This is a genomic window from Anditalea andensis (genome assembly GCF_000714815.1).
Classification (GTDB): Bacteria; Bacteroidota; Bacteroidia; order Cytophagales; family Cyclobacteriaceae; genus Anditalea; species Anditalea andensis.
The window spans coordinates 514546-529150 of sequence record NZ_JMIH01000024.1; the positions used below are offsets into that span (position 1 = coordinate 514546).

Sequence of the window (14605 nt, forward strand, 5' to 3'; positions counted from 1 at the left end):
ATTGATCTTGGTGATTATCATCTGATGATACATGTGACTGATAAAGAAGGCTGGCAAACCTGAAAAGCCTTAAGTATAAAAATAAAATGAAGGGATGGGGGTTAATATGATTAGTAATTGCTATTAGGGATTTTGCCACTCCACCATTAGGTAGGGTAGTGATGACCAACGTTAGTATTGGATAATATAAAAAGCGATCACATATTGTAGAAGTGACCCCTGAGCCAATGAATTAGCTGATTTTAATATGGAGAGAATGTCATTTTCACCTCTTTTTCTATTCGCTTCTCAAGCTCTTCACAGGATTCAGCATTGCTGCACGGATGGCCTGAGAACTGATGGTCGCCATTGCTACAATGACAGCAAGTATACCGGCTAGAATGTAAATCCACCAACTGATTTCCACTTTATAGGCAAATCCTTCCAGCCAAATATTCATGGCATACCAAGTGATGGGTGTAGCAAGTACAATGGCTATTAAGACCAGTTTGATAAAATCCCCGGATAACAGAGTAACGATACTTGATACTTCTGCCCCCAGTACTTTTCGGATTCCGATTTCTTTGGTTCGGGTTTCGGCAGTATAGGTCGCCAATCCATACAATCCCAAACTTGCTATTAGAATTGCCAACACAGAAAATGCTGTAAATATCTTTCTGAACCTAAAATCTGCCTGGTATTGTCTGTTAAAATCTTCATCTAAAAAACTGTATAAAAAAGGCCTGTGTGGGAAAGCGTTTTTCCAAATATTTTCTATTTCAGCTATCGTATTTTGCATATTGTCTGCCTTTATTTTAATCGAAAGAAAGCGGCTTTCATAGGCATCAAATGGCAATGTCAGGGGTTCTATAGGGCGATGGAGTGAGATAAAATTAAAATCTTTTACTACCCCAATGATTTCACCTTCCCTTCCCCATTGGTCAAATTTCTTCCCTATGATATCAGCCGGATTGGCGTAACCATATTGTCTGGCTGCGGCTTCGTTGACCACCAGGGCTGAGGTAGAGTCTGATGGAAATTCCCTTGAATATGACCTGCCTGCCACCAATTCCATATCAAAATGGTCAATAAAGTCTATACCCACCTGAAAAATAGCCTGTCCCTTAAGGACCATTTCACCTTCGGGATTTTGGATGTTTGTGCCGGCATTTGGGAAATAACTTCCCGGTACACTTCTGGAGAATGCCACTGAAAGCATAGCAGGATTTGCTTCCAGTTCACTTTTGAGGACACCCGATTTACTATTTACCTCTTCATCATAATTATAATCCAATACCAACATCTGCTCTTTGTCAAACCCCATGTCTTTGTCCAACAAAAAATTCATTTGGGTATAGACAATGATAGATCCTGCTATCAATATGATAGAAAGGCTAAACTGGAAAATTACCAGACCCTTTCTCAGGTTGACACTACTGCTATCGCTGACAGATATTCCTTTTAAAATCTGTACCGGCTTAAATCCTGACAATACAATGGCAGGATATGATCCTGCTAGCAACCCGATGACAATTAAAGTTACGGTCATGGCAGGGATCGCCTGCCAAATTACAAATCTTCCTACTTCCAATTCTTTGCCCGTGATGCTGTTCATCAACGGAATGGCAACAGTAACGAAAATAACTGAAACGACCATAGCCAGAAAAACGATGATAACGGATTCACCCAGAAACTGGTAAATCAATTGTTTTCTATCCGCTCCTACCGATTTCCTGATGCCCACTTCCTTGGCACGCTCCATAGATCTGGCTGTGGACAGGTTCATGAAGTTGATCATGGCGATGATCAAAATAAAAATCCCTATTGTCGAAAAAACATAAATATTGGACAAACTGCCTGTTTTACCGGGTTGTCTATCAGCATCTGTCCTGAGGTAAAAATCTTTCATCGGCTCTACTTTGATAGTGTAGAGGGGGTTGTCCTGTCTTGCTGCCAGAAAATCCGGGATTTTTTGCCTAAAAGAGCGCAGGTTGAAATCTTCGTTGGCCAAAAAGTAAGTATAAAAATCTGCGTAACCCCAATATTCAAATACCTCGGGGATTGATATCCTAAAGGTACTCAATGAAAGCAGCATATTGAAACTGAAATGGGAATTGGCAGGGATATCCTCTATGACAGCAGTGACGGTATAGTCACCGGCCTCTGATCTTCCCGGTGAATCACTTCCCTTTAAGATCTTTCCGATAGGATCCTCGTCTCCAAAATAACGTTTGGCGGTACTTTCGGTCATCACCATACTGTAGGGTGCCGTTAATGCAGTGTTGGGATTGCCTTTAAGTACCTTCCAGCTAAAAATATCAAAGGCAGTAGAATCCATAAAGAATACGCCTTCTTCCTGAAAAGAACGGTCACCATCTGTAAGCAGGATATCAGAGCTGCCGGAGAACTGGACTACTTTGTCGATTTCAGGGAAATAACTTTTGATGGCCGGACCAATCGGGGCATTATTCCATACCCAAAAAGGATTGGCCCCGGCATTTTCAGGTTGGCCTTCGGCAGGTAGGCTTCCATGGGTCAGACGGTATATTCTATCTCCCTTTTCATGGTAAGAATCATAAGATAATTCATCCTGCACATACATAAAAATCAGGAAACAACAGGTCATCCCTAGCCCTAATCCAAATATATTGATAAAGGAATAAGCCTTATTTTTTACAAGATTTCTCCAGGCGATGGTGATGTAGTTTTTTAACATGTGATATACACTTATAGCTCGTTGTTTTGACTGACAGAATTGCGAGTTTGGTGCCAATGGAAAACCCCTAAAGGAATCTGATATGGCTATAATTATATCAACATTAATAATTTTATCGAACAAAATTGATCGGTAATGGTCGATTCTGAATTATAGGATGAAGTTATGTTTAGCAAACTGAAATTCTTTAAAAATCCATATGATATAGGGACTACCCCGTAAATGTTTTGGAAATAATGAACAGATCGCTAGAGTGCGTGCTCAAAACTAATAAAGTGAGGTACGTAGGAAATACTGCCTACCCCCAACTCAGGTATGGCACAGACCCTGACCCTTGAATAACAAATTATAATTAGATGAAATCAAATATAGTAATCCTATTGACGATTTTTGGATTTGCAATCTACCCAAGACAAACGGGTAAACCATTATACTTCGATTTTTATGGAGCCGGTTATACCACCGGGATCGGTATGGGCAAAAGGAAAATATTTATTAGCGGATTAGGTCAGGATATTATCCATATCAGTTTATCCACCTTATTCTTTCCATATTTGGAAGACCCGGTTTGAGTGAGGAAGGATTTGCCACTGGGGAAGGGGGCAAGGAGGGGATCATTAGAAGAACGAGCACAGCTATTGGTAAATGAATAGTATAATTACGATACTGTAACCAGATCAGTTAGCTTTATCCTTTTTGCACTTGATGAAGTAAAAAGGATAGTTCTCTGTTACTTCTGTTATGTCAAAAGAACCAGCATTGGCAAATTCTTCTTCTATGGTTTTTATATCGTAAAAGAAAATTTTAACACCACCAAACATTTCGAACCGGTCTTTGCTTATAAGTTTTCCTTGCCCATAGGTTTGTGCGTTTTTGGTTATTGCCGTAAAAATCATCAGTCCGTTTTCTGTTAACTGATTATAGCAGTCTTGGATGAGCTTTATTCTCTCGGCTTTGTCCAATAGGTAAATTAAGCCGTAACAAAATATACCGTCATACAAGTGGTCGTCAAAGGGCATTTCAGTTACTGAACCATGGTATATGGTCAAGTCTTTTCCAAAATGCTTTTGAGCTAAATCTATGGCTGTCTGCGAAATTTCAATTCCGGTGACAGTCATTCCATTATCTGCAAAGATCTTAGCGTTTCTTCCATACCCAATGCCTGGAATAAGGACGTTTTTTACTTTATTCTCCACAAAACACTCCTTGGCGAGTATTGAGGATTTCGCAGGTTCACTGCCCCACATTTCTCGTTTGTCCTTAAATGCTTCTTCCCAGAATTCTGTCATTTTTTATACAAATTTTATCTTCCATAACTGCACATTGATAACCCAGATCACTACCAATAGTCAATTTTTTCAGGACTGAATGAACTGCCTTCAAACCTACACAGGGATATTGCATACCTGTTTTGTCATTGTCAAGGTGAATTTTTAGTTCAGGGTAGTGACCACGTATTGAGCTTATAACTTGATCTGCTTAAACTGTGGCTTTGATATCTGTATTGAAAACTTCTGCCATTTTCATACAGTTGTATATCACTGATATAGTTTGGATAAAGGTAAGCATAATATCATAAATGCAATATTATTGCAACAAAGATTTTGATGAATATCTATTATTCATTGGAAATGATAAGGCCTTTGCCGGTATTCTAATAGAAGTTATTTGGATATCAGTAGAACAGGTGGTCAAATAGTAGTTGCCTTAAAATATTCCTGGCAAACTAAGATGCGTAGGAAACGCTTAAAGGATAATACTTATTGGATTTGATCGGAAAACCCAATAGGTTCAGATAGATTTAAAAGAGGTCTTCGGGAATACGGACAAACACTTTAAAAAGAATAGTTAAGGCTGGAAGCCATCTAACTTGTCAGCAGAGATGGCTGGGGTGCTTTTACACCTCAGGTAGCTTACTCTTTTACTCCACATGGTTATCTCTTAAAAATGACTTATATTAACTTTATTTTTAAGGACCGCAGCACTGAAAAAAATCATAGCAAATACCTATGGTAAAAGCCCGGCAAACACTTTTGCCGGGCTTTAAATGATCAACCACTCTTTACCAACCAATTTCACCTGTTTCAGGATTGGTTTCTTCACTGAAGAATCTACCTGTTGGCCCATCTTCGTCTATCAACGCATATTTCACTATACGTTTTCCAGCTTCTTCGACTTCGCCACCATTATGACCTGTGAAATCAGTTTTGGTATAGCCCGGGTCCACCATGTTTATTTTAAACGGAGTATCCCTAAGTTCATAAGCCAAATGAACAGTATACATGTTTAAGGCTGATTTTGAAGATCCATAGACTGCAAACTTCCCGAATTCATAAGCCAACCAATTGGGGTCGCTTTGAAGTGACAATGACCCTACGGTAGAACTTACCATTACTATCCTGGGCTCGGGTGCATTATCCAGTAGATCCAAAAATGCCTGTGTAACCCTTACCACACCGTAAACATTGGTTTCATATACTTCTTTGAAAGTATCGATTGTTGCTTCTTTTGCTGACCAGGTTTGTGGAATATAATTTCCTTTCCCATCTAATTTCACACCATTAATACCTGCATTGTTGATCAAAACATCCAAACGGTCTGTTTTTTTGCCGATTTCGTGTCGGGCGTTTCTTACCGAATGGTCATCAGTTACGTCAATCTGAATGGCCTCTACGTTTGTAAATCCATCGGCTTGCAGTTTTTCTACGGCTAGTAAACCATTTTCCGCGGTTCGGCTGCCGATGTAAACATAGAATCCTTTTTGCAACAATTGCTTCGCTGTTTCCAGACCTATGCCTTTATTGGCCCCTGTGATAAACGCCTTTTTAACTGCATTTTCAACTATGCTTCTTGGGTTTTCGTGATTCTTTGAATTCATTTTGCTTATGTTTTGATATTTACTGATGCAAAGGTGGCACGATAAAAAATGAAAGGATTTACCAAATGTTAAAAAGCGGGTTTAGCGGATATTTTTTCTTATCCTGCTCAGTGATTGCTGTGTAATGCCAAGGTAGGAAGCTATATAAGAAAGCGGAACACGATTGACCAGAGCAGGAAATTTTTCTATAAAGGACAGATAGCGGGTAGTAGCATCCTCTGAAACCAATGGGCTTCTGCTTTCTATTTTTAATGTCAGGCACTTTTGGACGATTTTGGTTACTATCTTATCCCAATCAATGATGGTATTATTGATATCGTCCCAATCTTGCTTTGTAAACACCAATAATCTACAATCCGTTACTGCCTGCACATATTCGGAAGCCGCCATGTTGGCATCAAAATTCAGGTAGTCTGTTACGAAATGGTTTTCGTCAATAAAGTAATCGGTAATTTCTTCTCCTTTATTATTGTAATAGCAAAACCTAAAAACACCTTCAAGAACAAAACCAACCTGCCGGGGGATTTTACCGGCTTCTGAAAAATACTGACCTTTGGGAAGATATATTTCAGAAACCTTCTGCTCAATTAAGGCTATCTGCTGTTCGTTCAAATTACCAAATTGTAATATATATTGAATCAATTCTTTCATAAAAGCAAATTTAGTGAACAAAATTTACCATTTGATAAATATGTAGTCTGTATAAATGGGTGAATAGAAGGTTTTTTTATCAGAAATAGAGTGACTGGCTGTAGCATAATATATGGGACGACCACATGATAGGAGCGCCTGCACATTTGCCTGCACATACTGTATACTAGAAAAATGCTTTCTAGTATACTGAGGGGTATGAATTTTTGAATCCAACCGATAGTTGTACAGAGTGGAGTATAATGCTCCTTTCCTAAACTCTCCATAATTTTACTGCTTAAAACATTAGTTTACTGCCTTAAATATGTGTTTTTACCCATTCTTTCAAATACCTGAATATCATGGGAAGGAAGATACACCAGCTTATGTTTTAAAGCATAACTTTTTATAGCCTTATAAGTAGTCTGTGATGACTTAAAATTTTGATGGCCGCCAGCATTGATGTTGTTTTCTAATTGGTGCTGATTGTAGGTTACATCTCCCGCTATCAGATAATCCAAACCAGAGGTTTTAAGGAGTATAGAGCAATGGCCCAGAGTATGTCCCGGGGTGTGTACCAATTCTATTTCTCCTGATTTAACAAGTGGTAAGGAATTTTTGAAATGACTGTTCTTGGAGGTCTTTAGCTGTACTTTTTTGGGGGAGAACCATTCAGGATACAAACTTGGCAGCGCAAAACTTGGACTGTCCCACTCCAATTGATTGATGATAATTTCTGTGTTTTCGAAGTAACTTAACCCGTCAAAATGGTCCAGGTGCAAATGAGTTAGAATCACACTTGTTATTTGGTCTTCATTATATCCGAGACTTTTTAATTGAGGCCCTACCTCTTCTTCTACTTTTACATCAAAGATAAACGATGTAGTATTGATGTAATTCAATATCAACCCTTCACCCTTAAAATATCCCTTATTAGTCACCCGAGCGTTTTCGCCAGAATCAATCACAAAAACCCCTTCTGGATGATCGATTACCCAAACCATAATAGGCATATATTCCGTCCACTCATTGTCCATAAGAATACAGAGTTTGGAGGTCAGCACATTTCCTTTGGCTGTCCTAAAGGTGGATTTCACCTTGACCATACCAGTGGAAAAACCATGGAGTTTACCGTCGCCTTCCTTAAATGTTAAGGATTTTGAGAATGCCTGAATCATAGATTTATATCTTATATGACACCAAAGGTCTTTAAATAAATCCAGACTTGGATTGACCTAGGTTAAGAAGTCAATTCCTTTCTGATCCTGCTCAATGATTCTGGTTTCATTCCTAGATAACTTGCTATGTGTTTTAAAGGGGATTTCTCAAGTACTGATGGGTATTCTTTTATAAACCATAGGTAACGGTCCTTGGCACCAAGTGTTAGCATTTTAGAAAACCGGACGTCTTTTGCAATACACACTTCTTCTATAGCCAATCTGCCGAGTTGGTTAATAATGTGGTCTTCACGAAATAATGCTTGCAGTTTATCATAACCAATAGTAAGGATCCGGACCTCAGTGATTGCTTTAATAGACTCTAAGGCAGGGGCCTGACGGTAAAAGCTATAATACGAACCACAGAATGATCCCGGTAGGAAAAAGTTGGTTGTAATCGTTTCACCTTTATAGTCTTTTTGATAAGCATGAAGCAATCCTGATTCAACATACCCTATCACCTTTGAATATTGTCCTTCTTTTACAAAATATTCACCTATATGCAACTGGTATGTCTTGAAATGTTTTTCTAATATTTCGGTTTTTTCATTCATAAAGGATTTTCTTGATAATGACAGACACTTGGGATCAGTGGGATGACGAGGGGCTTCATAACTACATTTTCTAGCTTACCCTAACTTCTTTAAGATTCTAAATATTGCCCACTGTATCCAAGGCGCTGTGCCCCCTGACCGGTCAATATAAACCAAATTATTGACCGGTCCAATGTATAACAGGGGGGCACTTAAGGGCTGTATTCAAAAGATACCGATGTGAATGACAGCCCATAGGAGAGGGGTTAACCTCCCGAAGACCAGCTTTTGGCTGCCGGACCAATAATACTGATCGCCTGATGCTTATCAAGAACCTAGCAGTCTAAATTATAATCCCTATTAAGAAGTGTGAAACATGCTCCAGCATACCCACATATAGGGGAGAGGCTATTCCGGACACGTACCGCTGAGGTGGAGGTCCACAGGTTTATCGTATGGCCTGCAGACATCCTCGGACTACCTGCTTTTATTTTTTATTTTAGATGTTTTCATAAGTCTATAACTGCACATTCTGTTTTCTACATATTCAATTTTATGTTCGGACAGGAGGAGAACTATAATCTCTCTCGTTTCTTTTTCATCCAGCCCCAGGTTTTCCCCCAGGTCTATTTCATTCAGTTGCCCATTGTCCTCAATCAATGCTTTGAAGTACCTGTCTTTATTTTCCATAGATTGTTTTTTTTTTTAACGGCTATCATCATATGCGGACTAAATGGTAAAAGATCTTGGTCGTTTTGAGTTATATGCAAAAGTTCTATTAAAGTGCTTTTCTTTTTGTCATCCGACATACTGGCAAAGTAATCTTTATCCAGCCAGATCATTCCTTCCACTGCATACATATTTAGGTAGGTCAAACCCTGTTTTTCAAATTCATTTCTGAGTTCTTCAGGTTTATGGTAATACGCTTCTGCCAAAAGCCAGGGGTAATCATCCGGAGGATGGTGCATTCCTATGGTCAATTCTTTTTTACACATTTCAAAGAACGTTTCTTTGTGAATAAGCCCATTTAAAAGACCTGCCAGAGTCGAAGCAGTATAATTTATAGCAAAGCCCAAAATGATACCCTCTTTTTTTAAAACCCGTTTTGCTTCTTTGACGGCCAACTCTCTGTCCTTTTTTTTCTGAAGATGGTAAAGCGGGCCGTGCAAAATGATGAGGTCTGCAAAATCATTTGGGAAATCCAGATTTTGAGATGTTCCACTGTGAACCGAAAATCTGTTTTTTAATTTTTCGGCTCTGTTTTGGGCGATTTTAAGGTGTTTGGGAAGGGGCTCTATTAAATGAACCTGATGGCCTTTATTTGCTAGCCATTCTGAATATTTTCCCGTCCCTCCGCCAATATCCAATATAGTGGAAGATGGAAAGGGAATATATTTATCTATCAGAAACTTTACCCTTTCAAATTCAAATATACCCATACCTTTATCTAGCCGGGTTTCTTCAGATGCTCTATTATAAAAGACTTCTATATTATTACTTATTAACGGTTTCCTTTTCATCTGTTTATATTTTTTTTAAAAAAGGCCATAACTTTTCCCGTAACGAAGGAAACGGGTTGGAATCTCGCTTGGGCCGCCACTGATAGTTACTGCACTTCTCAGGATGATAGCATTCCATAACTTAGAGCTATGCGACCTGTTCGATTTTATTTATAATCAATGTAGATCATTACTTATTGACCTGCCAGACGCATAGCAAAGTGATGGCGCAATCGATACGAAATCAACTTTATTTGTTTATAATCTTTTGAATAAATGGTATATGTTTATCTGTGCACAAAAAACAGGAAGATTTCCAGGTGCTAATGCCTCGTTTTGTCGAGCATGTCTTTTAAAAAAGACTCAGATGATATGTTGGAATCAGTATAACAGGGTACAAAGATAGAAATTATCGATGGATTCTTAAAAGTTTTCACCGTCTTAATCTTCGGACATCAAATACTTATATCCAGTGCTGACATTTTTTAATCGTTTATTTGTAATCCAAAATCAAATCTTTTATCCACCATCCTTTTTAAAATTCCCAATTGTCCGCAGTGCCACATGGTGTGCTTGATGTTCCAGTCCAATGCATCAAATTTATTTTTGGCAATAGGATGTGGGACGTCTGTTTTTTCAAGTTCATGTAGCAGCTCGACGTCTTGTAAGGACCGGATGGTTTCCAATGATTTATTTTGAACAAAATATAATTGAGCTATCAAATCAGTAGGAGTGGTTTTACCTATTGTATTAAGCGGGCTGGCCTTGGTAAATAATCTATTATATTCTTGCAGCGGTATCTTCTGGATTACATCCATTTGATGACCTTTAATGACCATTATGGAGTGAAAATAGAAACTCATGATCAGGTGCCCTGTCTGCCAGGTGACATTGGTACGTATTTGACCTGGGATTACATCCCATTTTTCTGCAGGAATGGATTGGATAAGCTTATTCGTCCATTCGTAAGCATTTTCGGTTTGGTTGGCCAATAGATCCACAGTATTCATAGCGTCAAATATTTACTTGTTTATCAACATAAGTATCATGTTGTGTTGTATAACGGGTGAAATCAGCGCAGCTAATTTAATAAGCTTGCTGCCAATGGTTTTTGGTAGCCCATAGAAACACTGACCTCGGTCTGACGCCATTACATGCTGCCGCCTATGCTTGGAGATATTTAGTGAATTTAAAACAATTTTATTATATGATAAAAAATGCACCTGATAAGGTCGATAATATTTATGGAAAAGTGCTGTGTTTACCCCCAGACCCAAATTGTGATTGTCGAATTATGGAATCTCCTGTCTGTAACAATCATCGGTTTGAACCCTATAAAATGATCATTCCGGAGACCGCTTGTGCTTTTAAGCCAGTCAGTTAGCTTTCGTCCTTTTCTAATTTTCTCAATATTTTAGAGTCAATGTAAAATGTGCCAAATGGAATCAGACACGCCACCAGGACTTTCCATGTTGTTTCTCTGAATTTCCACTGTCGCTCAATGCTTACATGCAAAGCGTTGAACACAAAAAACAGGAACAATGCGCCGTGAACAGGCCCAAGGGATCTGGATATGGCAGGATTATCAAAATGGTATTTTAGAGGTACTGCTATGAAAACCAACCCAAGTAATGATATACCCTCTAGGATTGCAAAAAGCCTTAGACGTCCGATTGTAGTGATAAAATACTTTTTCATAATTAAAATGTTCTGAAAAGAGGTCTGTTAGATAATGGTGAAAATGACCATGGAATGGCAATAAAAATGATGATCAGGGCTATAGAGAACCACATCAGTATGGTCCTGAATTTTTCTTTGTCAGCTGGTTTGCGTTTGGCCAGTGCAGAACCGATAGTCAATATAATAATAGCGGTCAGCATCAATAGAATATGGATTAAACCGTAAAATGTTACATCCATATTTTGCAAAGCGGATGTGGTGTCTCTCCAGAAATATTTTACCACCGGACTTTGCGTATAGATTATTATTCCCACCATCAATTGAATGTGGGCTACAGTGGCCGTCCAATGTCTGATGGCATTGTCTGTTTTGGAAAAGGTTTTGTTTTTGGTATAACCCATAATGGCTCTGTAGATCGAATACACCAGAAATACCAATACAAGCCAACGAACCCAAGAATGAAAAAACAGCAAAGTAGAATACATATTGTCTTCATATTTTTATAGAGGATACAAATGTATATAAAAACATACTAATTAGTATTTTTTTGGATAAAAAATTATTTAAGTGTCTCTAGATAGTTTTTAAGTTGTTTAAGATAAGAAAGATATACCTTTTTGCTATTCTCTAATTTACCAAAATTCCGTATGCCCCAATAGCCTGACATTACAAATAATGTTACCTGTTTTGCGTCTATGTCTTTGCGTATAAATCCATTTTTCTTTCCGTTCTCAATAGTGGTGGTCATTTCCTTAGCCCATTGGTGCGTCAGTTCTTTCAAAACTTTATTAAAGTCAGCGTTCCATGGTGTCATTTCCTGCGTAAAATTTGAAGCAGGACAACCATATTCCACTTTTAAAAACTCATTTTTCATCAATAGTTCATACATTGAATTGTAAATGCTGGTCAATGGATTTTGGCCTTTTTGTAACGGCCGTATAAAGCTATCCGAAAGTGTCGGTTTCAGGATTTCGTTGATGATGGCAACACCCATTTCGTCTTTGGTCTTGAAATGATAGTAAAAAGCACCTTTGGTAACCTGGGTAGTCGCGATAATGTCATCAATACTGGTTGTCTGATAACCTTTGGTGTAAATCAGTTCAAATGCTTTTTGTAGGATTGACAGGCGTGTTGCTGCTGCTTTCTTCATAAAAAATACCTATTTGTATGACTCCAAAGAAAGGTATACTTTGTCAGCTTTACAAATTATTATTAGGGTGACCATATCAAATATCAAATTATGGAGAACTGCAAACACCCCGAAAAGCTCCTTGATATCATATGTACGATTCCTCACATCTACCATATATCTCCGGGTCAGAAAAACTAAGCACCTCTTGAGATCCACGCTATAAATTTCCCAGCCCTTCAGAAAAAGAACTTTTTGGTAATGGAACGTTAATTTTTAGTAGTGAAAATTCAGGATACAGTAAATTCACTTGCTATTTGAAATAACAATGCTCATCTATCTTAGTTTTGATATTTGGTGTGCCCATTTTTTTTAACCAAACGCTTTTTTTCAAATGCGTTAAGTACAGGAATGTAATTTCGGCTATTTATATTCCTGCACCAATTATACTCCCAATCATTTATATTCTTGCTCCTTTTTGTCATAGTAATTTTTTAGCACATAGAAGGCCTTTTTCTTTTGTCCGGTTTCTGAAAGCAGGCCTTTACGGTTCCAAAAATCCTGAAATACCGGATGCTGGCGCCGGGGAGAGCGGAAATCTGCCAGGATCCACGGGGTCATACCTCTAAGGGCCTCTATTTTCTCCAGCATTTTCAGTTGATGTATATAAACTTCTTCCTGAAATTCTTCGGAGAACCTTGTTTCTGCATCAGCATGGAAACCGGCTACTGCTCCGCCTCCAAATTCGGTAATGACGACAGGTTTGTTTAGTTTAATTTTAAAATTGTATTGATGGAGATTTTGGGGCATTTCCCAGTACCATCCGCCGTATTGGTTAAAACTTGCCAAGTCAAGTTTATCTCCTAATGGATCATTGACAATTATGTCGGTTCCCTCACGGTGCACCTCCAGCGCAGCCGCTACCAGTCTGGTATCATCCAGTGACCGGGCATGGGCAGCCATTTCTCCCATAAATTTATGCCTGGGCTCACTCAGGGGCGTTTCATTGCCTATAGACCATACGATTACACTGGCCCTGTTTTTATCCCTGTCCACCATATCGGTAAGCTGCTGTCTGGCATTGTGGAAAGTAGCCGGATTTTCCCATGCAATGGTCCAGTAGACGGGCACTTCAGCCCAGAGCATAAGGCCTAATTCGTCTGCCAGTCTTACCATTTCTTCATTATGGGTATAGTGTGCCAGCCTTACATAATTGCAATTTAGCTCCTTGGCCCACTCCAGCATCATCCTCATATCACCCTGACCCCTAAACCTGCCTTTGATCAGGGGGTTTTCATCATGAATGGATATGCCTCTCAGAAAAACTGATTTGTTATTAAGCATAATGTCAGTACCCTTTATTTCTATAGTCCTGAAACCTATTTTATCTTTCACTTTATCTGAAGCGGTGCTGACATTTACATCGTAAAGTTTGGGATTATCTGGTGACCAGTGGCTGATCTTCTTAGCTTGAATTGAGAAAATTGCCTTTCCTGAAGCATCTGTAGAAACAGTGGTATTGATTTTTAGCTCCGGTATGGCTATAGTAACAGGTTGGTTAGACCTATCCCCGTCCAGTTGTACAAATCCTGTAATCAGATTTAAATTCCCTTTTTCTAACTGTACCTTATAGTCTGCAATATGGCTTTCAGGCAACTCCACTATATATACATCACGGGTGATGCCACCATAATTCCACCAATCAGTATTGACTGTGGGTACTTCTTCTGCTTTCCGCTTATTGTCCGCTTTTACTACGACGAAGTTTTCTCCATCTTTCAATTTATCGGTCACATCAAATTGGAAAGGGGTGAATCCTCCCTTGTGCATACCCGCTTTTTTGCCGTTTACATATACATGCGCTTCATAATTAACGGCACCGAAATAGAGATAATATTTCTTACCGGTTTCCGGAGTATACCTGAATACTTTCCTATACCAAATGGTACCTTCATAAAGATCAAGTTTTTCATCTTGGGAATTCCAGTCACCGGGGACATTGAGTTGAGGGGATAAATCAAAATTATATTCAATCAATTCACTTTTATCGCTTTGATTTTTATTATCATAAAAGCCCCCTGTTCTATTTTTGGATTGGTCAAAAGGCTCATATCTGTAATCATAAAAACCCATTTCATAAGGATCGATGATGTAATTCCACCGGCCGTTTAGGCTTAGCAATTTTCTGCCTTTGACATTTTGTATCAGGTTTTTATTTTCTTCGATCTCTTGGGCAACGGCTACAAAACCGGTTATAAACATTACTAACACTAATAAATAATAGGGATACTTTTTCATAGAAAATTCAAATAGGTCAGTGCTCATAGGTAGCTTAATACAGAAA

The 14605-nt window shown here is 38.6% G+C and carries 15 protein-coding genes; 2 read left to right on the forward strand and 13 right to left on the reverse strand.

All coding sequences use genetic code 11. The features are described from left to right. Nucleotides 1-63, forward strand: coding sequence for a hypothetical protein (locus EL17_RS24385; protein ID WP_394332177.1), 63 nt, complete (start codon nt 1-3; stop codon nt 61-63). Between the two features lie 214 nt (nt 64-277). Here EL17_RS24385 and EL17_RS18545 read toward each other — a convergent pair whose 3' ends face one another. Next, nucleotides 278-2695, reverse strand: coding sequence for an ABC transporter permease (locus EL17_RS18545; RefSeq protein WP_035077375.1), 2418 nt, complete (start codon nt 2693-2695; stop codon nt 278-280). A 356-nt stretch (nt 2696-3051) separates the two neighbouring features. Between EL17_RS18545 and EL17_RS18550 the strand changes: the two genes are divergently transcribed. Then, nucleotides 3052-3267, forward strand: a complete 216-nt coding sequence (locus tag EL17_RS18550; RefSeq protein WP_035077377.1) for a hypothetical protein — start codon at nt 3052-3054, stop codon at nt 3265-3267. Between the two features lie 105 nt (nt 3268-3372). On the opposite strand, the gene EL17_RS18555 is transcribed toward EL17_RS18550, so the two are convergent. The 12 genes from EL17_RS18555 to EL17_RS18615 form a co-directional block, all read right to left on the reverse strand. Further along, nucleotides 3373-3984, reverse strand: a complete 612-nt coding sequence (locus tag EL17_RS18555) for a class I SAM-dependent methyltransferase (protein WP_035077379.1) — start codon at nt 3982-3984, stop codon at nt 3373-3375. 773 nt (nt 3985-4757) lie between these two features. After that, nucleotides 4758-5573 (reverse strand): SDR family oxidoreductase, encoded by an 816-nt coding sequence (locus tag EL17_RS18560; protein ID WP_051720140.1) that lies wholly within the window; start codon nt 5571-5573, stop codon nt 4758-4760. An 81-nt stretch (nt 5574-5654) separates the two neighbouring features. Further along, a complete protein-coding gene (locus tag EL17_RS18565; protein WP_035077382.1) occupies nt 5655-6224 on the reverse strand; it encodes a Crp/Fnr family transcriptional regulator in 570 nt (189 codons plus the stop codon). Between the two features lie 290 nt (nt 6225-6514). Beyond that, nucleotides 6515-7381 carry an N-acyl homoserine lactonase family protein gene (locus tag EL17_RS18570; protein ID WP_051720142.1) on the reverse strand — a complete coding sequence of 289 codons (867 nt, stop codon included), beginning with the start codon at nt 7379-7381 and terminating at the stop codon, nt 6515-6517. 62 nt (nt 7382-7443) lie between these two features. Next, nucleotides 7444-7974 (reverse strand): Crp/Fnr family transcriptional regulator, encoded by a 531-nt coding sequence (locus tag EL17_RS18575; protein WP_035077383.1) that lies wholly within the window; start codon nt 7972-7974, stop codon nt 7444-7446. A gap of 456 nt (nt 7975-8430) precedes the next feature. After that, complete coding sequence (locus tag EL17_RS18580; protein ID WP_035077385.1) at nt 8431-8643, reverse strand: hypothetical protein; 213 nt, start codon at nt 8641-8643, stop codon at nt 8431-8433. Further along, nucleotides 8610-9473, reverse strand: a complete 864-nt coding sequence (locus EL17_RS18585; protein WP_051720145.1) for a class I SAM-dependent methyltransferase — start codon at nt 9471-9473, stop codon at nt 8610-8612. The genes EL17_RS18580 and EL17_RS18585 overlap by 34 nt, the downstream gene beginning before the upstream one ends. 464 nt (nt 9474-9937) lie before the next feature. Continuing rightward, complete coding sequence (locus EL17_RS18590; RefSeq protein ID WP_035077387.1) at nt 9938-10462, reverse strand: DinB family protein; 525 nt, start codon at nt 10460-10462, stop codon at nt 9938-9940. A 370-nt stretch (nt 10463-10832) separates the two neighbouring features. Further along, the gene (locus EL17_RS18600; protein WP_035077391.1) at nt 10833-11150 is read right to left on the reverse strand and encodes a DUF3817 domain-containing protein; all 318 of its coding nucleotides are present in this window, start codon (nt 11148-11150) and stop codon (nt 10833-10835) included. A 2-nt stretch (nt 11151-11152) separates the two neighbouring features. Then, complete coding sequence (locus tag EL17_RS18605) at nt 11153-11617, reverse strand: hypothetical protein (protein WP_035077393.1); 465 nt, start codon at nt 11615-11617, stop codon at nt 11153-11155. A gap of 74 nt (nt 11618-11691) precedes the next feature. Then, on the reverse strand, nt 11692-12282 hold the full coding sequence (locus EL17_RS18610; protein ID WP_035077394.1) for a TetR/AcrR family transcriptional regulator: 591 nt from the start codon (nt 12280-12282) through the stop codon (nt 11692-11694). A gap of 435 nt (nt 12283-12717) precedes the next feature. Further along, the gene (locus tag EL17_RS18615; protein WP_035077799.1) at nt 12718-14559 is read right to left on the reverse strand and encodes a glycoside hydrolase family 2 protein; all 1842 of its coding nucleotides are present in this window, start codon (nt 14557-14559) and stop codon (nt 12718-12720) included. Nucleotides 14560-14605: the final 46 nt, after the last annotated feature.

What these genes read in the sequence shown, in the direction of transcription:
- EL17_RS18545 (WP_035077375.1), bottom strand. Translation starts at nt 2,695, where the DNA reads ATGTTAAAAAACTACATCACCATCGCCTGGAGAAATCTTGTAAAAAAT.
- EL17_RS18550 (WP_035077377.1), top strand. Translation starts at nt 3,052, where the DNA reads ATGAAATCAAATATAGTAATCCTATTGACGATTTTTGGATTTGCAATC.
- EL17_RS18555 (WP_035077379.1), bottom strand. Translation starts at nt 3,984, where the DNA reads ATGACAGAATTCTGGGAAGAAGCATTTAAGGACAAACGAGAAATGTGG.
- EL17_RS18560 (WP_051720140.1), bottom strand. Translation starts at nt 5,573, where the DNA reads ATGAATTCAAAGAATCACGAAAACCCAAGAAGCATAGTTGAAAATGCA.
- EL17_RS18565 (WP_035077382.1), bottom strand. Translation starts at nt 6,224, where the DNA reads ATGAAAGAATTGATTCAATATATATTACAATTTGGTAATTTGAACGAA.
- EL17_RS18570 (WP_051720142.1), bottom strand. Translation starts at nt 7,381, where the DNA reads ATGATTCAGGCATTCTCAAAATCCTTAACATTTAAGGAAGGCGACGGT.
- EL17_RS18575 (WP_035077383.1), bottom strand. Translation starts at nt 7,974, where the DNA reads ATGAATGAAAAAACCGAAATATTAGAAAAACATTTCAAGACATACCAG.
- EL17_RS18580 (WP_035077385.1), bottom strand. Translation starts at nt 8,643, where the DNA reads ATGGAAAATAAAGACAGGTACTTCAAAGCATTGATTGAGGACAATGGG.
- EL17_RS18585 (WP_051720145.1), bottom strand. Translation starts at nt 9,473, where the DNA reads ATGAAAAGGAAACCGTTAATAAGTAATAATATAGAAGTCTTTTATAAT.
- EL17_RS18590 (WP_035077387.1), bottom strand. Translation starts at nt 10,462, where the DNA reads ATGAATACTGTGGATCTATTGGCCAACCAAACCGAAAATGCTTACGAA.
- EL17_RS18600 (WP_035077391.1), bottom strand. Translation starts at nt 11,150, where the DNA reads ATGAAAAAGTATTTTATCACTACAATCGGACGTCTAAGGCTTTTTGCA.
- EL17_RS18605 (WP_035077393.1), bottom strand. Translation starts at nt 11,617, where the DNA reads ATGTATTCTACTTTGCTGTTTTTTCATTCTTGGGTTCGTTGGCTTGTA.
- EL17_RS18610 (WP_035077394.1), bottom strand. Translation starts at nt 12,282, where the DNA reads ATGAAGAAAGCAGCAGCAACACGCCTGTCAATCCTACAAAAAGCATTT.
- EL17_RS18615 (WP_035077799.1), bottom strand. Translation starts at nt 14,559, where the DNA reads ATGAAAAAGTATCCCTATTATTTATTAGTGTTAGTAATGTTTATAACC.